We start from the raw sequence: 20,487 nt of genomic DNA on the forward strand, positions 1-20,487 counted from the left end.
GTGTCGTTTGGAGGAGCCGTGTAGGGTGCGCCGTGCGCACCACAACCGCCTTGCCATAGCAGGTGCGCAAGGCCTAGGCGGCCCCGCGACATCCTACGTTGGCTTTATGCGTAGCCCGGATGAAATCCGGGAATCAGGAGTCGAGCATTCCCCGGATTTCATCCGGGCTACGATTCTTTATTGCGTTGAGAATCGCCGGCTCAATGCAGGGTTTCGATCCTCAGGCTGTTGGTGCTGCCGGGCTGGCCGAAGGGTTCGCCGGCGGTGATCACCACGGTTTCACCACGCTGGGCCATGCCCTGGGCCTGGGCGATTTCCAGCGCGGTGCTGGTGACTTCCTCGACCTTGCGCAGGCGCTCGTTGACCACCGAATAGATGCCCCAGGCCACGGTCAGGCGGCGGGCGGTGGTCAGGCTCGGCGTCAGGCTCAAGATCGGCGCCTTGGGTCGCTCGCGCGAGGCGCGCAGGCTGCTGGCACCGGATTCGCTGTAGTTGACCAAGGCCGCGACTGGCAGGATCGAGCTGATGCGGCGGATGGCGCAGCTGATGGCGTCGCTGGCGGTGGCTTCGGCCTGTGGGCGGCCAACGTCGAGCTGGCTCTGGTAGTCCGGGCCGTTTTCCACCTGGCGGATGATCTTGCTCATCATCTGCACGGTTTCCAGCGGGTAGTCGCCGGAGGCCGTTTCGGCCGACAGCATCACCGCATCGGCGCCTTCGGCCACGGCGTTGGCCACGTCGGTGACCTCGGCGCGGGTCGGTGCCGGCGAGAAACGCATGGATTCGAGCATCTGCGTAGCGACCACCACCGGACGGCCGAGCTGGCGGCAGGTGCGCACGATGTCCTTCTGGATGCGCGGCACGTTCTCGGCCGGCACTTCCACGCCCAGATCGCCGCGCGCCACCATGATGGCGTCGCACAGACGGGCGATTTCTTCGAGATGCTGCACTGCCGAGGGCTTCTCGATCTTGGCCATCAGGAAGGCCTTGCCCTGGATCAGCTCGCGGGCTTCGACGATGTCTTCCGGTCGCTGCACAAACGACAGCGCCACCCAGTCCACGCCCAGCTCCAGGCCGAAGGCCAGGTCGCGGCGGTCCTTTTCGGTCAGCGGCGACAGTTGCAGTACCGCCTCGGGCACGTTGACGCCCTTGCGGTCGGACAGCTCGCCACCGGCGATGACGCAGGTGTCTACGGCATCGGCCTGTTTGCCGGTCACCTTCAGGCGCAGGCGGCCGTCGTCCAGCAGCAGGCTCATGCCCGGCTGCAGGGCTTCGATGATTTCCGGGTGGGGCAGGTTGACGCGGCTGGCGTCGCCTGGCGTGGCGTCCAGATCCAGGCGCAGGTTCTGGCCGTTGACCAGCTGTACCTTGCCTTCAGCAAAGCGGCCGACGCGCAGCTTCGGCCCCTGCAGGTCCATAAGGATGCCGATGGGCTGGTTTAGCTCGCGCTCCACCTCGCGTACCCACTGGTAGCGCTGGGCGTGGTCGGCATGTTCGCCGTGGCTGAAGTTGAGGCGGAACAGGTTGACCCCGGCTTCCACCAGCTGGCGGATATGCGCGGCATCGCGGATGGCCGGGCCGAGGGTGGCGAGGATCTTTACTTTCTTGTCGGCGTTCATTGGGCAGGGCTCTAGGGGATGTTGACGTTTCGGCGCGAGTCGCGTTGCTGCGCCAAATGGCGCCAGGCTAGGCACGGGACGCAGGGAATGGTGTCCCCTTGCCAAGTTCCGTAACGACGCATGGCGTCATTTGCCGCGCAACCCGGAGGGCCGGGGCTGTTTTTGCGCGCTGTGCTACTCGTCATTTATTTGGAATACAAATCTCTTTTCACACCTTGTCTCGCGCAAAAGCAGGTTCCGGCGCGGCCGCGAGCGGAGCGTCAACAGCCCCTACAATCAGGATGGCGCGGAAATCGTTGACGTTGGTACGGGTCGGGCCGGTGACGATCAACTCGTCGAGGGCGGCGAAGTAGCCATAGCCGTTGTTGTCGTCCAGCTCGTCGCGGGCGCTCAGGCCCTTGATGCCGGCACGGGCATGGCTGTAGGGCGTCATGATGGCGCCGGCGTTGTCTTCGGAGCCGTCGATGCCGTCGGTGTCGCCGGCCAGCGCGTAGACGCCGGGCAGCCCCTTGAGGCTCTCGGTGAGGCTGAGGAGAAATTCGGCGTTGCGCCCGCCGCGGCCGTTGCCGCGCACGGTGACGGTGGTTTCGCCGCCGGAGAGAATCACGCACGGCGGCTTGATCGGCTGGCCGTGCAGTTGCACCTGACGGGCGATGCCAGCATGCACCTTGGCCACGTCGCGCGATTCGCCTTCCAGGTCGCCAAGAATCAGCACCGGCAGGCCGGCGGCTTCGGCCTTGGCCGCGGCGGCGTCGAGCGACTGCTGCGGGGAGGCGATCAGCTGGAAGTGGCTGCGGGCGAGCACCGGGTCGCCCGGCTTCACCGTTTCCGAGCGTGGATCCTGCAGCCAGGCGCGCACGTTGGCCGGGATGTCGATTTCATAGCGAGCGAGAATCGCCAGGGCTTCGGCCGAGGTGGTCGGGTCGCCCACTGTGGGGCCGGATGCGATCACCGTGGCCTCGTCGCCGGGCACGTCGGAGATGGCGTAGGTGTAGACCGTGGCCGGCCAGCAGGCCTTGGCCAGGCGGCCGCCCTTGATCGCCGAGAGGTGCTTGCGTACGCAGTTCATCTCGCCGATGGTGGCGCCGGATTTGAGCAGCGCCTTGTTGATCGCCTGCTTGTCCTGGAGGCTGATGCCCTCTGCCGGCAGCGCCAGCAGCGAGGAGCCGCCGCCGGAGAGGAGGAAGATCACCCGGTCGTCTTCGGACAGGTTCGACACCAGCTCCAGCACGCGGCGGGCGACGCGCTCGCCGGCATCGTCCGGCACCGGGTGCGCGGCTTCCACCACCTCGATCTTCCTGCAATCGGCGCCGTGCTCGTAGCGGGTCACCACCAGACCGCTGACCTCGCCTTGCCATTCCTGCTCGATCACCTCGGCCATGGCCGCGGCGGCCTTGCCGGCGCCGATGACGATGACACGACCGCTGCGGTCGGCGGGCAGATGGTCGGCCAGCACCTGGCGCGGATGCGCGGCAGCGATGGCGGTGGCGAACAGGTCGCGCAGCAGGCGTTGCGGGTCGAAGGTCATGGCGGTGTTCTCTTGTTCTGGGGGTGACGCTGGATGATCGTTCCCACGTCCGCGTGGTAACGCCTGGCGAGACGCTCAGGCGACTGCTGTTGTGTGACGCGGAGCGTCACGGGATGCATGCCCACGCAGAGCGTGGGAACGATCAATGTTCTCTCGGTGGATCGATTCCAGTCCCCAGGCGCCGCGTGGCAGCGCCTGGGGACTGGAATCGACCAACCTGGCAATCGGGCCGTGACACCTCCTGCCAGGAAGGTCGAAAGGGTGGGCCAGAAGCAAAGCCCCTCTCCCTAACCCTCTCCCATAAATGGGAGAGGGGACTGGTTTGGCGTACGCTGAAAATCCGTATAACGCCGAGCTGCTTGTCTCCCCTCTCCCGCATGCGGGAGAGGGGTCGGGGGAGAGGGCGCTCTGTTACTCGCCGCGGATATTGAAGTTGGCCATATGCTCCAGGCCCTTGATCAGGCCAGAGTGGTCCCAGCCGCTGCCGCCGAGTGCTGCGCAGGTGCTGAACACTTGCTGGGCATTGGCGGTGTTGGGCAGGTTCAGGCCCAGCTCGCGAGCGCCGGACAGCGCCAGGTTGAGGTCCTTCTGGTGCAGGCTGATGCGGAAGCCCGGGTCGAAGGTGCCCTTGATCATGCGCTCGCCGTGCACTTCGAGGATCTTCGAACCGGCGAAACCGCCCATCAGCGCTTCACGCACCTTGGCCGGATCGGCGCCGTTCTTGGCGGCGAACAGCAGGGCTTCGGCCACCGCCTGGATGTTCAGCGCGACGATGATCTGGTTGGCCACCTTGGCGGTCTGGCCGTCGCCGTTGCCGCCGACGCGGGTGATGTTCTTGCCCATGGCCTGGAACAGCGGCAGGGCGCGTTCGAAGGCGTTCGGGCAGCCACCGACCATGATCGACAGGGTTGCGGCCTTGGCACCGACTTCGCCGCCGGACACCGGGGCGTCCAGGTAGGCGGCGCCGGTGGCCTTGATCTTCTCGGCGAAGGCCTTGGTGGCGGTGGGGGAGATCGAGCTCATGTCGATCACCACCTTGCCGGTGCCGACGCCCTGGGCGATGCCGTTGTCACGGAACAGCACGTCTTCGACCTGCGGGGTGTCCGGGACCATGACGATGATGAATTCGGCTTCCTGGGCCACTTCCTTCGGGTTGGCCAGGGCGATGCCGTTGTCGCCCAGCAGGTCGGCCGGCGCCTTGTCGAAGTGCTCGGAGAAGAACAGGGTGTGGCCGGCCTTCTGCAGGTTCTGCGCCATAGGCTTGCCCATGATGCCGGTGCCGATGAATCCGATTTTAGCCATGAGAGATAACCTCGTTGAATTGTTGAATCAGGTGCACAGCCCTGTAGGAGCGGGTTTACCCGCGAAGCAGGCACCGCGGTGACTGGCACCGGCTTCGCCGGTGTTCGCGGGTGAACCCGCTCCTACAGAGGTCCGCTGTCGCCTGTCAGATCGCGTTATGGGTTTTCAGCCAGCCGAGGCCGGCGGTTGTGGTGGTCAGCGGCTTGTACTCACAGCCGATCCAGCCCTGGTAGCCGATGCGATCCAGGTGCTCGAAGAGGAAGCGGTAGTTGATCTCGCCGGTGCCCGGCTCGTTGCGGCCCGGGTTGTCGGCCAGCTGCACGTGGTTGATGGCGGCCAGGTTGCTCTCAACCGTGCGGGCCAGGTCACCTTCCATGATCTGCATGTGGTAGATGTCGTACTGCAGGTACAGGTTGGTGCTGCCGACCTTGTCGCGGATGTCCAGGGCCTGCTTGGTGGTGCTGAGGTAGAAGCCGGGGATGTCGCGGGTGTTGATAGCTTCCATGACCAGGCGGATACCGGCGCCGGCCAGCTTGTCGGCCGCATAGCGCAGGTTGTCGACGAAGGTCTTTTCCACGGTGGCGCAGTCCAGGCCCTGCGGGCGGATGCCGGCCAGGCAGTTGATCTGCTTGTTGCCCAGCACCTTGGCGTAGGCGATGGCCTGGTCGACGCCGGCGCGGAATTCCTCGACGCGATCCGGGTGGCAGGCGATGCCACGCTCGCCCTTGCCCCAGTCGCCGGCCGGTAGGTTGAACAGCACCTGCGTAAGCGCGTTGGCGTCCAGGCGGGCCTTGATCTCTTCCACCGCGAAGTCATAGGGGAAGAGGTATTCCACGCCGCTGAAACCGGCTTCGGCGGCGGCGGCGAAACGGTCCAGGAAGTCCACTTCGGTGAACAGCATGGACAGGTTGGCAGCAAAACGGGGCATGGTTGGCTCCTTTTGTTTGTCTCCCCTCTCCCATTTATGGGAGAGGGGCCGGGGGAGAGGGGATTGGTTGCATCAATCCAGCAGCGAGATGGCGGTCGGCGCGTCGACGCCGCGCTCGGCCAGTTCCTCGAACTCGTTGATGGCGTTGATCTCGGTGCCCATGGAGATGTTGGTGACGCGCTCCAGGATGATCTCCACCACCACCGGTACGCGGTGCTCGGCCATCAGGCGCTTGGCTTCGGCGAAGGCGTTCTGCAGCTCGTTCGGGTCGAACACGCGGATCGCCTTGCAGCCCAGGCCCTCGACCACGGCGACGTGATCGACGCCGTAACCGTTGAGCTCCGGCGCGTTGATGTTCTCGAACGCCAGCTGCACGCAGTAATCGATGTCGAAGCCGCGCTGCGCCTGACGGATCAGGCCCAGGTAGGAGTTGTTCACCAGCACGTGGATGTACGGCAGGTTGAACTGCGCGCCGACGGCCAGCTCCTCGATCATGAACTGGAAGTCATAGTCGCCAGACAGTGCCACGACCTGACGCTGCGGGTCGGCCTTGACCACACCCAGGGCTGCCGGAATGGTCCAGCCCAGCGGGCCGGCCTGGCCGCAGTTGATCCAGTGGCGCGGCTTGTACACGTGCAGGAACTGCGCGCCGGCGATCTGCGACAGACCGATGGTGCTGACGTAGCAGGTGTCCTTGCCGAAGGCTTCGTTCATCTCTTCGTAGACGCGCTGCGGCTTGGCCGGCACGTTGTCGAAGTGGGTCTTGCGCTGCAGGGTGCGCTTGCGCTCGCGGCAGGCTTCGACCCAGGCGCTGCGGTCCTTCAGCTTGCCAGCGGCTTTCCACTCGCGGGCAACCTCGAGGAAGGCGTCCAGCGCGTTGCCGGCGTCGGAGGCGATACCCAGGTCCGGGTTGAACACGCGGCCAATCTGGGTCGGTTCGATGTCGACGTGGATGAACTTGCGGCCCTCGGTGTAGACGTCGACCGAGCCGGTGTGGCGGTTGGCCCAACGGTTGCCGATGCCGAACACCAGGTCGGAAGCGAGCAGGGTGGCGTTGCCGTAGCGGTGCGAGGTCTGCAGACCGACCATGCCGACCATCAGCTTGTGATCGTCCGGAATCGCGCCCCAGCCCATCAGGGTCGGCACCACCGGTACACCGGTCAGCTCGGCGAACTCCACCAGCTTGTCTTGCGCGTCGGCATTGGAGATGCCGCCACCGGCGACCAGCAGCGGGCGCTCGGCGTCGTTGAGCATGGCGATGGCCTTCTCGGCCTGGACGCGGCTGGTGGTCGGCTTGGCCACCGGCAGCGGCTCGTAGGCGTCGATATCGAATTCGATCTCGGCCATCTGCACGTCGAACGGCAGGTCGATCAGCACTGGGCCGGGGCGGCCGCTGCGCATTTCATGGAAGGCACGCTGGAAGGCGCGCGGCACCTGGCCGGGTTCCATCACGGTGGTGGCCCACTTGGTTACCGGGCCGACGATGCTGGTGATGTCGACCGCCTGGAAATCTTCCTTGTGCATACGCGCACGCGGCGCCTGGCCGGTGATGCACAGAATCGGGATGGAGTCGGCCGAGGCCGAGTACAGACCGGTGACCATGTCGGTGCCGGCCGGGCCCGAGGTGCCGATGCACACGCCGATATTGCCGGCATTGGTGCGGGTGTAACCCTCGGCCATGTGCGAAGCGCCTTCGACGTGACGGGCCAGGACGTGATCGATGCCACCGAGTTTCTTCAGTGCGGCATACAGGGGGTTGATGGCAGCGCCGGGGACGCCGAACGCGGTATCGACGCCTTCGCGGCGCATAACCAGTACGGCTGCCTCGATTGCTCTCATTCTGGCCATAATCTTGTGCCTCTTTTGTTATCAGATTGTATACAAAACACCTGGCTCGGATTCTATGCAGGCCATGACTTCGCGGTCAACATTTTTTCCGATGCAGCCTGTCGCCTGGGCCAAATTCTTTTGAAACGCCCGTTTGACGGGGTTGGCAGTGCAAGCGAAGAGATGTGTCGCGATTAATGTATACAATAAAAAATAATATTGTATGTAGTGGTTGAATTTTTTGTTTCTGGTGGGATAGTGAGGGCGAGCTTTGGATTGCCTAGGGCTGTCGGCGTGCGCAGTGCCGGTTTCGCTCCGGGTGTTTCGTTCCCTTCGTCACTTCAGGAGTCACCAGCATGAGCAACTTGAACCTGCAAACCGCCAACGCCATCGGTAACCGCGCGCTGGCCGTGGGCCGCGAGATAAAGGCGGCGCCGCTGACCGTCGCCGTACTGGATGCTGGCGGGCATCTGATCAGCCTGCAGCGCGAGGACGGCGCCAGCCTGCTGCGCCCGCAGATCGCCATCGGCAAGGCCTGGGGCGCGCTGGCCCTGGGCAAGGGCTCGCGCCTGATCGCCGCCGACGCGCAGCAGCGCCCGGCCTTTATCGGGGCGGTGAACAACCTGGCTCAAGGCAGCCTGGTACCCGCGCCGGGAGGGGTATTGATTCGCGATGAACGCGGCGAAGTGATCGGCGCCGTCGGCATCACCGGCGACACCTCGGATATCGACGAGCAGTGTGCGGTGAGTGCGCTGGAGTCGCTCGGCCTGAAGGCGGATGCGGGGGTGTAGGGTTCCAGAGCAGTCGTAGGGCTGACCGGATCGCCGGCCGCTCGTAGCGACGCGAACAGTCAGCCATTGCAACGGCGTACTGCTGCGCGAGTACGGCCTACGGGATGTGGTCTGAAGGCCGAAGCTGGACGTGAAATCTCAGGGCAGGCGTAGGGCGGACTCAGCGAGCGCCAGCGAGCAGTCCGCCAAAACCCGGAAATGGCGTACTGCGCTCGAGCGCTCGGCGTATGCACGCCCTACGGTGACGGATGTCGGGAAACCCTACAACGGAACAGTCGCCTAGGCGCTGGTCACCAGTTCGGAGGCCATCGACGGCATCGGGCTGACATCACAGCCTTTGAGCACCAGGCGAATGATGGTCTGCGCGGCGGCTTCGTAGTCGGCGTCGTCCAGGCTGGCCTTGCCGGTGACGGTGGAGATCTGCCAGTCGAAGTCGGCGTAGGTCTGGGTCGCTGCCCAGATGCTGAACAGCAGGTGATGCGGGTCGACTTTCGCCATCAGGCCCTGATCGATCCAGCGCTGGATGCAGGCGATGTTGTGCTTGGCCTGGGCGTTGAGCTGTTCGGTCTGTTCCGGCGACAGGTGCGGCGCACCGTGCATGATCTCGCTGGCAAATACCTTGGAGGCATGCGGCAGTTCACGGGAGATGCGGATCTTCGAGCGGATGTAGGCGGTCAGCACTTCGCTCGGATGGCCCGGCTGGTTGAAGGGGGCAGAGGCGGCCAGCAGTGGCTCGATGATGCTTTCCAGGACCTCGCGGTAGAGGTTTTCCTTGGACTTGAAGTAGTAGTAGACGTTGGGCTTGGGCAGGCCTGCCTTGGCCGCAATGTCGCTGGTCTTGGTGGCGGCGAAGCCCTTGTCGGCGAACTCTTCGCTGGCTGCGCGCAGGATGAGCTCTTTGTTACGCTCGCGAATGCTGGTCATAAGGCCCTGTGGTTTGCTCTGCCGCCGGGCGGCGGTCGGGCATGGTAGCACCGGCTTTGCGCGAGGCTCAAGCCAGCGGCCACGGGCTGCTCAGCGTTTAACTGACTCTCGGGTCAAATTTCTGTATACAAGAATTCGCTTTTCTGTTTCTATCGCGCATAGCGTTATCCATGACAAAAAGTCTCGGCGCGTGACGCTGCAGGAGACCCACCGTGAATACCCATCAGCTCGTCGACCCATTCGGTCGGCGCATCACCTACCTGCGTTTGTCGGCGACCGATCGCTGCGATTTTCGCTGCACCTACTGCATGAGTGAAGACATGCAGTTCGCGCCGCGTGCGCAGATTCTCAGCCTGGAAGAGCTGTATGCCGTGGCCGACGCCTTTATCGGGCTGGGCGTGCGGCGTATTCGTATCACCGGTGGCGAGCCATTGGTACGCAAGAATCTGCTGAGCCTGTTGCAGCGCCTGGGTGAGCGTGACGAGCTGGATGACCTGGCCATTACCACCAATGGCTCGCAACTGGCGGAGATGGCCGCGCCGTTGCGCGCGGCGGGTGTGCGGCGCTTGAACATCAGCCTGGATTCACTGCAGCGCGAGCGCTTCGCCGCCTTCACCCGACGTGACAAGCTCGACCAGGTGCTGGCCGGCATCGACGCCGCGCGTGCCGCAGGCTTCGACAGGATCAAGCTCAACAGTGTGGTGCAGAGCGGGCGCAACGACGATGAGGTGCTGGATCTGGTCGAGTTTGCCGTCGAGCGCGGGCTGGATATCAGCTTCATCGAGGAAATGCCGCTGGGCAGCGTGGTCAGCCACAGCCGCGAGCAGACCTTCTGCTCCAGCGATGAGGTGCGCCAGCGCATCGAGCAGCGCCATGCACTGGTGCGTAGCAGCAAGGTCACTGGCGGGCCATCGCGCTACTGGCAGGTGGTCGGTACGCAGACCCAGGTAGGTTTCATCTCGCCGCACAGCCACAACTTCTGCGGCGACTGCAACCGTGTGCGTGTCACCGCCGAGGGCAAGCTGGTGCTCTGTCTCGGCCACGACAACGCGCTGGATCTCAAGCGCCTGCTGCGCGCGCATCCGGGTGACAGCGAGCGCCTACGCCAGGCACTGATCGAGGCGTTGCGTCTGAAGCCCGAGCGGCACCATTTCGCCACCGACGAGCAGGTGCAGGTGGTGCGCTTCATGAGCATGACCGGCGGTTAGTGTCGCGAGACGAATAATCTGTTGCCTATGGGCCGAGACCGCCACATCAATTACAGCAGGCTGCAGAGTCCTTGTAGGAGCCGCGCCCCGCGGCGCATGGGCCGGTTCAGACGACTGAAAAGCTTCGCCCCGAGGCGGGGCTCCTACTCAGGCCTGACGCCTGACCGACATCTAATGCCTGACGCGACACTAAGCCCTCACTGCAATCTCAAAACAACAATAAGGAGGCTTTCAATGCAGCCCGTACGACTGTGCCTGTTTTCCACCATTATGCTGACGCCCGCTGCCCTGGCGCAGACCTATGTAGTCGGCGTCGAGGACCTGCCATTCGCCCCGCACTACAGCCTCGATGGCGAAGGTCAGTACCGTGGCTTCGCTCGTGAGGTGCTGGACGCTTTCGCTGCCGACAGCGGTATCAGCCTGAGCTACAAGGCGCTACCCGTGGATCAGTTGCTGCCTGCCCTGCAGCGTGGCGAGATCGATCTCAAGTATCCCGACAGCCCGTACTGGGCCGGCGCGCAGAAAGCAGGCATGACCTTGCACTACAGCCAGGCGGTGGTCGATTACGTCGACGGCGTGCTGGTGGCGCCGCAGCGGCAGGGCCAGGCGTTGGAGAACATCCGTCGTCTGGCCATGGTGCAGGGCTGGACGCCGCGTGGATACGAAGATGCCATCGACAGTGGGCAGATCCAGCTGAGCTACAGCGATGATCTACGCCAGATGATTCGCCTGGCGTTGAAGCAGGACACTGATGGCGCCTACTTCAACGTGGTGGTGGCCACCCATTATCTGGACAACATCCGGGCGCGACCGGGTGCTTTGGTCTTTGATCCCAAGTTGCCGCATACCCGCGGCAGCTTTCACCTGTCCAGCGCTCGTCATCCACAGCTGATCGCGCGTTTCGATCGCTTTCTTGCCGAGCGCTCGGCTCAGGTTGCCGCGCTCAAGGCGAGCTATCGCGTCGAGGCCAACCTGGATAGCGACTACATCGGTCTGGAACAGTGGAAGGTGGACTTTCTCGAGCGGCAGAAAGAAAAAGCCGGCGTACAGGCGCCGGCTTCGTCTCGTCCGTGATCGTTCAGATACTGGCGTTGGCGCGTTTCAGCGCCTGCGCCTGGCCGTGCATTAGGCCGTAGTGCAGTAGCGCGCCGAGCAGGGCGCCGAGCAGCCAGGAATAACCCGACAGCTGGCTAAGAACGGGCGCCCACACCGAGGCGACGGAAAACACCGAGGCGATGGCAAAGGCGATCAGCGCCTTGCGGTTCCAGCCGCCGTCGAAGTAGTAAGCCGAGCCGACCTCGGCGCTGAACAGCTGCTGCAGATCGAGCTTGCGCTGGCGCACCAGGTAATAGTCGACGACGATGATGCCGTACAGCGGCGCCAGCACGGCGCCCAGGGTGTCGACGAAGGCGGCGATGCCGACGTTGCTGATGAAAGCCACCCACAGCGCGCCGATGAAGAAGGCGATACCCGCAGTGATGAAGCCACCGGTGCGGGCGCTGATGTGCGCCGGCGCCAGGTTGGCCAGGTCATACGCCGGCGGGATGAAGTTGGCCACCAGGTTGATGCCCACGGTCGCGGCGAAGAAGGTCAGCGCGGCGATGATGGTCAGGGTCAGGTTGTCTACCCGGGCAACGATATCGGTCGGGTTGGTCAGCGTCTCGCCGAACACCACCACGGTGCCTGCAGTGATCACCAGGGCGATCAGCGAGAAGAATGCCAGGCTCACCGGTAGGCCGAGGAAGTTGCCGATGGTCATCTGCTTCTCGCTTTTGACGAAGCGGGCGAAGTCGCCGTAGTTGATCACCACGGCGGCGAAGTAGGCGACCATGGTGCCGACCACGGCGAAGAACGCGGCCACCGGGCCGGCCTTGTACTCGCCCGTGCCACTGAAGATGTTGCCCAGCTCGCTGAGCAGACTCGGGCCGGCCTGATACCAGATCAGACCCATCAGGGCGATCATCACCACATAGACCAGCGGCCCGGCCCAGTTGAGGAAGCGGGTGATCCAGCTCATGCCGCAGACGAACAGACCGACCTGAAATAGGCAAACGATCACGTAGGACAGCCAGCCGATGGCGGTCAGCCCCATGTATACGGCCGGGTCTTGCGGCTGCAACAGCGAGTTGAGCAGCAGCGCCACGGCGGTGGAGGCGAAGTAGGTCTGCACGCCGTACCAGAAGATGGCGACGATGCCACGCACCAGCGCAGGGAAGTTGGCACCGCGCACGCCCATGCTGGCGCGGGCGAACACCGGGAAGGGGATGCCGTACTTGACGCTGGGCTTGCCGGTCAGCTGCACCAGGCCCATGACGATGCAGCCGGCGAGGACGATACCGGCCAGCACTGCCCAGCCATTGAGCCCGTAGGAGATGAACAGCGTCGCCGCCAGGGTATAGCCGAACAGGCTCTGAATGTCGTTCGACCAGACGTTGAAGATCTCGAACCAGCCCCAGGTGCGCTTCTCGGGAGCCAGTGGCGCGAGATCCTCGTTGTGTAGTGAGGGATCGATGTTCTTGATGCGAAAATCTTCGGTGTTGGACATGGACAGCTCCCAGTTTTGTTCTTGCGCCGCGGCGGCGTATGAGGAGATTTGTCTGCAGGTTCCGTTCCGATTTTGTATTCGCGTCATGACTGAATCGATGTATACAGCCATTTCGACAGTATTTCGGTGGGAACCTGACTGTCTTGTACACAGAAAATACGTTGCTGAATATGGCTTTCGGACAAATTGCACACAAAAAATAGAAATATTGTGATCAAAAACTTGACCTTGCGGTCAGTTGCATGCTTGCAAGTCGTTGATGAAGAAGCCTGATAGGCGGCCCGATTCTGCACCGATGCGGTGCCTGGTCTGATTGCGGAGCGCTGGGTTGGTGCGGCGATTCAAGCCGGTTTGATAAAGGCGGTGCGCACGGCGCACCCTACGGCCCGAGGTAGGTGGCTGTGCGCACCGGTCATCTTTCGGCGCAAAGAAAAAGGGGGAAGGGCGCGAGCGCCCATCCCCCTTTTTACCCGGCCGCTGTCCCTACCCGACGTCGGCCAAGTGCGTTGCGGCAGGGGTCAGAAGTGATACTTGACCAGTGCCTGCACGGCGGTCTGGTCAAAACGATCGTCCGACCCATCCACCGGTTTCACGCCGTACTTGGCGCGCCACATGTTGATCTCGGTGCCCACGTAGAGCTGGCGTTCCTTGCCGAACAGGGCCTTGCCCGCATCCCACTTGACCTGGATCGAGGAGCCGACCGAGGTCTGGGTGCCGGCGTCACGCGACGGCGAGCGCCAGTCGAGGAAGCCGTCGACGACGAAGTCCTGATCGCCGAGGCTGAACGGGTAAGCCGCGCTGACGGTCAGCTGGGTGGCGTAGCCGTTGCTGTCACTGTCGGCGAAGAAGGTGTGGTTATTGATCTTCACCTGATACAGGTTGGTCTTGAAGTAGGTGAAGCCGGGCACTTCCCAGTCCAGGCCGACACCATACAGGTAGTTCTCCGGGCCTGGGCCGCCTTCGCCTTTCTCGTAGGTGAAGGCAGCGAACACGTCCTTGATCGGGCCGGCGGCCAGCTTCTGCCCAGTCAGCCAGCTCAGGCTGATGCGCGGGGAGAACTCCATGTAGTAGAAGGAGTTCTTGTCATGCTGACGGAAGGTGCCGTTGTCGAAGCTGCCGCGCGACTGCACGTTGTCGGCGCGGATGTAGTCGAGGAAGTAGAAAACGTCGCCCCAGGCCCAGCCACTGGCGTGCTCGAAGGTGAAGGTGGTCTGGGTGCGCTGTTCTTCGCCGTTGAAGTTCATGCGCTGGAAGTTCTCGCCGTACAGATACGACAGGCTGTTGTCCTGCCAGTAAAGCAGGTCGCCAGCGAGTGCCTGCTGGCCGGAGAACAGTCCGGCTGACAGGGCGAGGCAGTGGGGCAGATGCTTGAGTTTCATCGGTTTTCCTTGTTGTTGTAGTGCAAGCGTGCGTCTCCCGGCGGCGTGCCGCCGGGAGTTGGGTCTAAGCCAGGGGTCAGCTTGGTCGGGCGGCCGGGTCGAGGTCGCGGCTGAGAGTCTTGAGGCTGTTGTCGTCGATGGCTGCATCGTCCGGGCGGTTCTGCAGCACGGTGTGCAGGTGCGCCTCGGGGTCGTATTCGCTTTCATCCTCTTCTTCCAGTTGCGGATCATCCGGCAGGAAGAGATTGAGCAGAATGGCGCTGAAGGCTCCGATGGTGATCGGAGAGCCGAAGATGTTCTTCAGTACGTCCGGCATGTGCGAGAGCACGTCCGGTACGCCGGCTACACCCAGGCCCAGGCCCAGGGAAATGGCCACGATCAGTACGTTGCGGCGGTGCAGGCCGGCTTCGCTGAGAATCTTGATACCGGCCACCGCGACGGTGCCGAACATGATCAGGGTGGCGCCACCGAGCACCGGCTTGGGCATCAGCTGCAGCACCGCGCCTACCACCGGGAACAGGCCGAGCAGCACCAGGATGCTGGCGATGTAGAAACCCACATGACGGCTGGCCACGCCGGTGAGCTGGATTACCCCGTTGTTCTGGCTGAAGGTGGTCATCGGCAGGCTGTTGAACATCGCAGCGACCGCCGAGTTGCAGCCATCGGCCAGCACCCCGGATTTGATCCGGCGCATGTACAGCGGACCTTTGACCGGCTGTTTGGAGATGATCGAGTTGGCGGTCAGGTCGCCTGCGGTTTCCAGTGGGGTGATCAGGAAGATCACCGCGATCGGCACGAAGGCGATCCAGTCGAAGCCGAAGCCGTACTTGAATGGTTGCGGCACGCTGATCAGCGGTACCTCGGCCATGTTGGCGAAGTCCACCCGGCCGGTGAACCAGGCGACCGCGAAGCCCAGGGTCAGGCCGATGATAACCGCCGACAGGCGCAGCACCTGCGAGGAGGCGCGGTTGAGCAGGACGATGGTGCCCAGCACCAGGCCGCCGAGGGCCAGGTGGTGCAGGGCGCCGAGGTCCGGCGCGCCATAGCCGCCGGCCAGATCGGTCATGCCCACCTTGATCAGCGACAACCCCATCAGGCAGATGATGGTGCCGGTCACCACCGGGGTGATCACCTTGCGCAGCTTGTTGATGAACTGACTGAAGGCAATCTCGACGAAGGCGGCGCAGAAGCAGATGCCGAACAGCGTGGCGAGTATCTCCTCCTCGCTGGCGCCGCGCCCTTTGACGATGAAGCCGGCGCTGAGAATCACGCTGAGAAAACCGAAGCTGGTGCCCTGCAGGCACAACAGGCCGGACCCGATCGGGCCGATGCGTTTGGCCTGGACGAAGGTGCCGAGGCCGGAAACGAACAGCGCCATGCTCACCAGATAAGGCACATGGGCGCCGAGGCCCAGCGCACTACCGACGATCAGGGTAGGGGTGATGATGCCGACGAAGCTGGCCAGCACATGCTGTAGCGCCGCGAAGATGGCAGGGGCGAAAGCTGGCGTGTCGTCCAGCTGATAGATCAGGTCGCTGTTGCCGGAAGGCGCAGCTGGGGCTTGGGTGTTGCGGTCTGTGGTCATGTCATAGCCTGCCAGTTGTTTTTATATGGTCATGGGCTTACACGAGGCTTCACGGCACCTCTGCTCCGATCGATCGAAAAATTGTCCGATCGGTCAGGATGTGCCGACTATACAACTTGTGGACATGGTTAAAAACAATTTATTTATGGATTGTGCACAAAAAACTGAACCGCCGGTCAGCTTGCGCTGCCGGCGGTTCATGGCTGTAAAAAGATGTCGCGCCCACTCATGAGCGCGACATGTGTGGCAATCAGTTGATCTGAGCGCCTTTGGCGATCCAGCTGCCAATCAGGTCGCGCTCGTCCTGGGTCATCTGGGTGATGTTGCCCAGCGGCATGATCTGCGTGGCCACGGTTTGCGCGTGGATCTTCGCTGCCTGCGCCTTCATCTGCTCCGGGGTGTCGAGCATGAAACCGGCCGGTGCGGTGCTGAACATCGGGCTAGTGGGACTCGACGAGTGGCACACGGTGCAACGCTCGTGGATCACGCTTTCGACTTGGGCAAAATCGGTGCTGGCAGCAGGTGGCGCGCTGTCAGCGGCAGTGGTTGAATCCTCGCTGGCATCGGCTTTTGCCTGGGTTTCCTCTGCAGCAGGCTCGCTGGTAGTGGAGGGGGTGCCAGGGCGGCCGGTAGCAGGAACGGGAGCGTACTTGATCGCCGGGGCTTGAGCCGTTTCCGGTGCGCTGACCGATTTCGTCTGCGGGCCGGTGACGTAAGCCAGGCAGATCATGCCCAGTGCTGCGGCCGGCAGGGTCCAGACGTATTTGCTGCTGTCGTGGCGGGTGTTGAAGTAGTGACGCACCAGCACCGCCAGAATCGCGATACCGGCCAGGATCAGCCAGTTGTATTGGCTGCCGTAGGTGCTCGGGAAGTGGTTGCTGATCATGATGAACAGCACTGGCAGGGTGAAGTAGTTGTTGTGGCGCGAGCGCAGCAGGCCCTTGGCCGGCAGGGTCGGGTCCGGCGTGGTGTTGTCTTCGATGGCTTTAACCAGCGCACGCTGGGCCGGCATGATGGTGAAGAACACGTTGCCGACCATGATGGTGCCGATGATGGCGCCGACATGGATGTACGCCGCGCGGCCGCTGAAGATCTGGCTGAAGCCGTAGGCCGCGGCGATGATCAGCACGAACAGCACGGCGCCGAGCAGGGCCGGGCGCTTGCCCAGCGGCGAATCGCAGAGCAAGTGATACGCCACGTAGCCGGCGATCATAGAGCCGAAGCCGATGACGATGCCCATGGCCGGTGACAACTCTACGCCCGGTTTGATCAGGTACAGACTGGGGTTGAGGTAGTACACCACCAACATCAGGGCGATGCCCGACAGCCAGGTGGCGTAGGCCTCCCATTTGAACCAGTGCAGGTTCTCCGGCATTTTCGGCGGAGCCAGCTTGTACTTTTCCAGGTGGTAGATGCCGCCGCCGTGAATCGCCCAGAGGTCGCCCGACAGGCCCTCGCGGGGATTACTGCGGTTGAGGTTGTTCTCCAGCCAGACGAAATAGAAGGATGCGCCGATCCAGGCGATACCGGTGATCATATGGATCCAGCGGATACCCAGGTTTAGCCATTCGGTGAAATGTGCTTCCACGATCTGTACCTCTTTCCCGGGGGAGGCACGCCAGCCCCGGGCTTCTCTTATTGGTGGGGGTTGAGGAGAAGAAGCTCGTCCTCATTGAAGAAATGCTCATCGCAGTTGTTGCCGGAACCACTGCGATCAACCACCAGGAAGTCATCCCGCTTTTCGATCGTCAGCACCGGGTGGTGCCAGACGCCGCGATGGTAATTGATGCCCTGCCTGCCATTGCTGAGGAAGGCACGGACGGACCCTGATACAGGTACATCGCCAACTGGCGCGACCACGATCAGAAAGGGGTTGCCGAACAGCGGAATGAAAGCCTGGCTGCCCAGCGGATGGCGTTCCAGCATGCGGATGGTCAGCGGCATCTCGAGCGACTCGGCGCTGAAAATGCTGATGATGGCCTGGTCCTCCGGCTGTGCGGTCTCCACGGTGGCCAGCTTGTGATAGCGGCGGGTGGAGCCATTGTTGATCATGAAGAAGTCGCTGCCGTCGGTTTCGATCACGTCACCGAAAGGGGCGAAGGCTTCTTTGCTCAGGGGCTCGATGGTCAGGCTACGCATGGCTGTTCTACTTGTTCTGTTCGGGTGGGGGGCTGCAGCGCTTACAGTTGCTGCAGGCGGAACATGGCGATCTTGTTGATCTCGGCCAGGGCAGTGGTGAACTCCTGCTCCGGCGTGTTGTGAATGCGCTCCTCGAAGGCGGCCAGGATCTGATGGCGGTTGCTGCCCTTGACGGCCTTGATGAAGGGGAAGCCGAACTTGGCCTTGTAGGCGTCGTTGAGTTCGGTGAAGCGGGCGAACTCCTCGGCGGTGCATTCGTGGATGCCGGCGCCGGACTGCTCGGCAGTGCTGGAGGCGGTCAGTTCGCCACGCACTGCAGCCTTGCCGGCCAGGTCCGGGTGCGCGTTGATCAGTGCCAGCTGCGCCTCATGACTGGCGGACAGGAGGATATCGGCCATGCGCTGCTGCAGGATGTCGATGTCGTCCACGCTATCGTCCAGGCCGAGGTCATAGGCTTTCTCGGCGACCCAGGGCGAGTGCTCATAGATGTCGGCGAAGGCTGCGACGAACGCGTCGCGGCTCAGCTTGGAAGGGGTCAGGGTCTGGAAACGGCTCATGGGCGGCTCTCTTGTTCGGTCGCGCGGAAGGGGTGGGTGGCATGCCAATGCCTGGCGATGTCGACACGGCGGGCGCACCAGACCTTGTCATGGCTCTTCACGTAGTCGATGAAGCGCGCCAGCGAAGCCAGGCGCGCCGGGCGACCGAGCAGGCGGCAGTGCATGCCGATCGACAGCATCTTCGGTGCGCCGGCTTCACCCTCGGCGTAGAGCACGTCGAAGGCATCCTTGAGGTATTCGAAGAAATCGTCGCCCTTGTTGAAGCCCTGTACCTGGGTGAAGCGCATGTCGTTGGTGTCCAGGGTGTAGGGGATCACCAGGTGCGGCTTCTCTGCCGTGCTGGCAGGGTCCCAGTAGGGCAGGTCGTCGTCGTAGGTGTCGGAGTCGTAGAGGAAACCGCCTTCCTCGCGCACGATGCGCCGGGTGTTCGGGCCCAGGCGGCCGGTGTACCAGCCCAGCGGGCGCTCGCCGGTCAGCTCGGTGAGGATGCGGATGGCCTCGAGCATGTGCTCGCGCTCGGTGGCCTCGTCCATGTTCTGGTAGTCGATCCAGCGATAGCCATGGCTGCAGATCTCGTGCCCGGCGGTGACCATCTCGCGGATCACCTCGGGGTGACGCTGGGCGGCCATGGCCACGGCGAAGATGGTCAGCGGGATGTCGTGCTTCTTGAACAGGTTGAGCAGGCGCCACACACCGGTGCGGCTGCCGTACTCGTAGAGTGACTCCATGCACAGGTTGCGCTGACCCTGCAGTGGCTGAGCGGCGACCATCTCGGAGAGGAAGGCCTCCGACTCCTTGTCCCCGTGAAGAATGTTGCGTTCACCGCCTTCTTCGTAGTTGAGCACGAAGGACAGGGCGATGCGGGCATCGCCCGGCCAGTGCGGGTGGGGCGGGTTTGCGCCGTAGCCGATCAAATCGCGTGGGTAATCAGCGTTCACTGCAGTCTTCCTATCTGGAACGTTGCGGTCACTGCGTGCCGGGTAATCGACGGCTACGCGACCGGGATGAGTAATTGTATACAAAGTTAGTTGCCGTTTGTAAATCGACTTTTCATCATTTTCTTCTCGGCGTGCCACAGCGAAAAAATTGCCGAGGTGGTCAGCAATGCGTGCTGGTTATGCCGTGGTTTCTGGCTGGCGATGATGTCAGCAGTGATCAGGTTTGGTGCATGGATAGCATTTCAATTGGATTTATTGTGTACAATTTATTGGAAAAATGTTTTATATTCGATCTGCGTGCTATCCTGCCACTGCGTCGGAGCATTGCGACGAGCCGATTTCAACAGAGTAGAGGAGGTGTGGTGTTCGTAGGGCGCCAGGCGCCGCGGGCATCCGAGACCCATGGGACGTTTGACTACACATGTACTGGATGCCGCGCACGGCTGCCCAGGGAGTGACATCAAGGTTGAGCTGTACCGCGTCGAAGGCGCGCAGCTGGAACTGATCAACAGCGTTACCACCAACCACGACGGCCGTTGCGATGCGCCGGTGCTGCAGGGTGATGACTACCGCACAGGCGTCTACCAGCTGCATTTCCACGCTGGCGACTACTACCGCGCCCGTGGCGTGAAACTGCCGGATACGGCATTTCTCGATGTTGTGGTCCTGCGCTTCGGCATCGATGCCAGTCAGGAGCACTACCACGTGCCGCTACTGATTTCTCCTTACAGCTACTCCACCTACCGCGGTAGCTGAGTGACTGGCGGGCCAATAGCCTGCCAGACGAATGCTTGTCACCCTCAGACTCGTTTGAGTCCTTACGCCCGCTCACACTGCGGGCTTTTTTTTGGGCTGTGTTTCAGGGCTGTGTTGTTGCCCGGCTTTTGTAGAGTGGGTTAGGCGCGAACCTGGATCAGGCAAACACCACCACCCCCAGCGCCGTAACCCACCATGGCGGTCTGCCGCCGCGCCGCAATGTTGGCTTACGCGGCGCCCAGGTTGCGTGGCGATCCCCATAACGACCCCCAGCGCCGCTAACCCGGCCTACGCATTGCCGCGTCTCATGCATCGCGGACGATTCACCCCATAGCCCCTTTGCCTGCCAGTTTCTGTACGCCCCTCGCGCCGCCGGATTTGCCTTGGCAACCGCTGCTGCCTGTACTGAGTGCATGCCCATGGGCCGGCGATGCGCCTCGCGGTAACCCGGATGCAATCCGGGA

General features: G+C 63.0%; 17 protein-coding genes. 4 read left to right on the forward strand and 13 right to left on the reverse strand.

The features are described 5' to 3' along the window. Window positions 1-200 precede the first annotated feature (200 nt). From pyk to gcl, 5 genes are all read right to left on the reverse strand, one after another. Window positions 201-1,616 carry a pyruvate kinase gene (gene pyk, locus BLS08_RS10750; RefSeq protein WP_055986338.1) on the reverse strand — a complete coding sequence of 472 codons (1,416 nt, stop codon included), beginning with the start codon at window positions 1,614-1,616 and terminating at the stop codon, window positions 201-203. A gap of 208 nt (window positions 1,617-1,824) precedes the next feature. Beyond that, window positions 1,825-3,144 (reverse strand): glycerate kinase type-2 family protein, encoded by a 1,320-nt coding sequence (locus BLS08_RS10755; RefSeq protein WP_055986336.1) that lies wholly within the window; start codon window positions 3,142-3,144, stop codon window positions 1,825-1,827. Between the two features lie 411 nt (window positions 3,145-3,555). Further along, on the reverse strand, window positions 3,556-4,446 hold the full coding sequence (locus tag BLS08_RS10760) for a 2-hydroxy-3-oxopropionate reductase (protein WP_055986333.1): 891 nt from the start codon (window positions 4,444-4,446) through the stop codon (window positions 3,556-3,558). 145 nt (window positions 4,447-4,591) lie between these two features. Then, complete coding sequence (hyi, locus tag BLS08_RS10765) at window positions 4,592-5,374, reverse strand: hydroxypyruvate isomerase (RefSeq protein WP_055986330.1); 783 nt, start codon at window positions 5,372-5,374, stop codon at window positions 4,592-4,594. Between the two features lie 72 nt (window positions 5,375-5,446). Further along, on the reverse strand, window positions 5,447-7,222 hold the full coding sequence (gene gcl, locus BLS08_RS10770) for a glyoxylate carboligase (protein ID WP_055986326.1): 1,776 nt from the start codon (window positions 7,220-7,222) through the stop codon (window positions 5,447-5,449). A gap of 335 nt (window positions 7,223-7,557) precedes the next feature. Between gcl and BLS08_RS10775 the strand changes: the two genes are divergently transcribed. Further along, on the forward strand, window positions 7,558-7,992 hold the full coding sequence (locus BLS08_RS10775) for a GlcG/HbpS family heme-binding protein (RefSeq protein ID WP_021489605.1): 435 nt from the start codon (window positions 7,558-7,560) through the stop codon (window positions 7,990-7,992). Window positions 7,993-8,271: 279 nt separating this feature from the next. Here BLS08_RS10775 and BLS08_RS10780 read toward each other — a convergent pair whose 3' ends face one another. After that, a complete protein-coding gene (locus tag BLS08_RS10780) occupies window positions 8,272-8,916 on the reverse strand; it encodes a TetR/AcrR family transcriptional regulator (RefSeq protein WP_055986324.1) in 645 nt (214 codons plus the stop codon). Window positions 8,917-9,128: 212 nt separating this feature from the next. Here BLS08_RS10780 and moaA point away from each other — a divergent pair, with 212 nt between their 5' ends. Continuing rightward, a complete protein-coding gene (gene moaA, locus BLS08_RS10785) occupies window positions 9,129-10,124 on the forward strand; it encodes a GTP 3',8-cyclase MoaA (protein WP_055986321.1) in 996 nt (331 codons plus the stop codon). A 234-nt stretch (window positions 10,125-10,358) separates the two neighbouring features. After that, a complete protein-coding gene (locus tag BLS08_RS10790; protein ID WP_055986318.1) occupies window positions 10,359-11,198 on the forward strand; it encodes a substrate-binding periplasmic protein in 840 nt (279 codons plus the stop codon). Between the two features lie 4 nt (window positions 11,199-11,202). Here the strand turns inward: BLS08_RS10790 and BLS08_RS10795 are convergent, their stop codons facing one another. The 7 genes from BLS08_RS10795 to puuE form a co-directional block, all read right to left on the reverse strand. Then, window positions 11,203-12,669 carry an NCS1 family nucleobase:cation symporter-1 gene (locus BLS08_RS10795; RefSeq protein WP_021490628.1) on the reverse strand — a complete coding sequence of 489 codons (1,467 nt, stop codon included), beginning with the start codon at window positions 12,667-12,669 and terminating at the stop codon, window positions 11,203-11,205. Window positions 12,670-13,187: 518 nt separating this feature from the next. After that, complete coding sequence (locus BLS08_RS10800) at window positions 13,188-14,048, reverse strand: outer membrane protein OmpK (protein ID WP_055986315.1); 861 nt, start codon at window positions 14,046-14,048, stop codon at window positions 13,188-13,190. A 76-nt stretch (window positions 14,049-14,124) separates the two neighbouring features. Then, on the reverse strand, window positions 14,125-15,633 hold the full coding sequence (locus tag BLS08_RS10805) for a nucleobase:cation symporter-2 family protein (RefSeq protein ID WP_169886841.1): 1,509 nt from the start codon (window positions 15,631-15,633) through the stop codon (window positions 14,125-14,127). 250 nt (window positions 15,634-15,883) lie between these two features. Then, entirely contained in the window at window positions 15,884-17,221 is a 1,338-nt protein-coding gene (locus tag BLS08_RS10810; protein ID WP_055986312.1) for a urate hydroxylase PuuD, read from the reverse strand. Window positions 17,222-17,268: 47 nt separating this feature from the next. Further along, window positions 17,269-17,772 carry an ureidoglycolate lyase gene (locus BLS08_RS10815; protein ID WP_055986309.1) on the reverse strand — a complete coding sequence of 168 codons (504 nt, stop codon included), beginning with the start codon at window positions 17,770-17,772 and terminating at the stop codon, window positions 17,269-17,271. A 41-nt stretch (window positions 17,773-17,813) separates the two neighbouring features. Further along, entirely contained in the window at window positions 17,814-18,329 is a 516-nt protein-coding gene (uraD, locus tag BLS08_RS10820) for a 2-oxo-4-hydroxy-4-carboxy-5-ureidoimidazoline decarboxylase (RefSeq protein ID WP_055986306.1), read from the reverse strand. Further along, entirely contained in the window at window positions 18,326-19,267 is a 942-nt protein-coding gene (puuE, locus tag BLS08_RS10825; protein WP_055986301.1) for an allantoinase PuuE, read from the reverse strand. The genes uraD and puuE overlap by 4 nt, the downstream gene beginning before the upstream one ends. Window positions 19,268-19,669: 402 nt before the next feature. Between puuE and uraH the strand changes: the two genes are divergently transcribed. Further along, entirely contained in the window at window positions 19,670-20,023 is a 354-nt protein-coding gene (uraH, locus tag BLS08_RS10830) for a hydroxyisourate hydrolase (protein WP_055986298.1), read from the forward strand. Window positions 20,024-20,487 lie beyond the last annotated feature (464 nt).

The sequence above is a fragment of the Ectopseudomonas chengduensis genome, from assembly GCF_900102635.1.
GTDB lineage: Bacteria > Pseudomonadota > Gammaproteobacteria > Pseudomonadales > Pseudomonadaceae > Aquipseudomonas > Aquipseudomonas chengduensis.

What these genes read in the sequence shown, in the direction of transcription:
- gcl (WP_055986326.1), bottom strand. Translation starts at nt 7,222, where the DNA reads ATGGCCAGAATGAGAGCAATCGAGGCAGCCGTACTGGTTATGCGCCGC.
- uraD (WP_055986306.1), bottom strand. Translation starts at nt 18,329, where the DNA reads ATGAGCCGTTTCCAGACCCTGACCCCTTCCAAGCTGAGCCGCGACGCG.
- BLS08_RS10795 (WP_021490628.1), bottom strand. Translation starts at nt 12,669, where the DNA reads ATGTCCAACACCGAAGATTTTCGCATCAAGAACATCGATCCCTCACTA.
- BLS08_RS10805 (WP_169886841.1), bottom strand. Translation starts at nt 15,633, where the DNA reads ATGACCACAGACCGCAACACCCAAGCCCCAGCTGCGCCTTCCGGCAAC.
- BLS08_RS10755 (WP_055986336.1), bottom strand. Translation starts at nt 3,144, where the DNA reads ATGACCTTCGACCCGCAACGCCTGCTGCGCGACCTGTTCGCCACCGCC.
- BLS08_RS10780 (WP_055986324.1), bottom strand. Translation starts at nt 8,916, where the DNA reads ATGACCAGCATTCGCGAGCGTAACAAAGAGCTCATCCTGCGCGCAGCC.
- BLS08_RS10790 (WP_055986318.1), top strand. Translation starts at nt 10,359, where the DNA reads ATGCAGCCCGTACGACTGTGCCTGTTTTCCACCATTATGCTGACGCCC.
- BLS08_RS10815 (WP_055986309.1), bottom strand. Translation starts at nt 17,772, where the DNA reads ATGCGTAGCCTGACCATCGAGCCCCTGAGCAAAGAAGCCTTCGCCCCT.
- uraH (WP_055986298.1), top strand. Translation starts at nt 19,670, where the DNA reads ATGGGACGTTTGACTACACATGTACTGGATGCCGCGCACGGCTGCCCA.
- BLS08_RS10760 (WP_055986333.1), bottom strand. Translation starts at nt 4,446, where the DNA reads ATGGCTAAAATCGGATTCATCGGCACCGGCATCATGGGCAAGCCTATG.
- pyk (WP_055986338.1), bottom strand. Translation starts at nt 1,616, where the DNA reads ATGAACGCCGACAAGAAAGTAAAGATCCTCGCCACCCTCGGCCCGGCC.
- hyi (WP_055986330.1), bottom strand. Translation starts at nt 5,374, where the DNA reads ATGCCCCGTTTTGCTGCCAACCTGTCCATGCTGTTCACCGAAGTGGAC.
- BLS08_RS10800 (WP_055986315.1), bottom strand. Translation starts at nt 14,048, where the DNA reads ATGAAACTCAAGCATCTGCCCCACTGCCTCGCCCTGTCAGCCGGACTG.
- BLS08_RS10775 (WP_021489605.1), top strand. Translation starts at nt 7,558, where the DNA reads ATGAGCAACTTGAACCTGCAAACCGCCAACGCCATCGGTAACCGCGCG.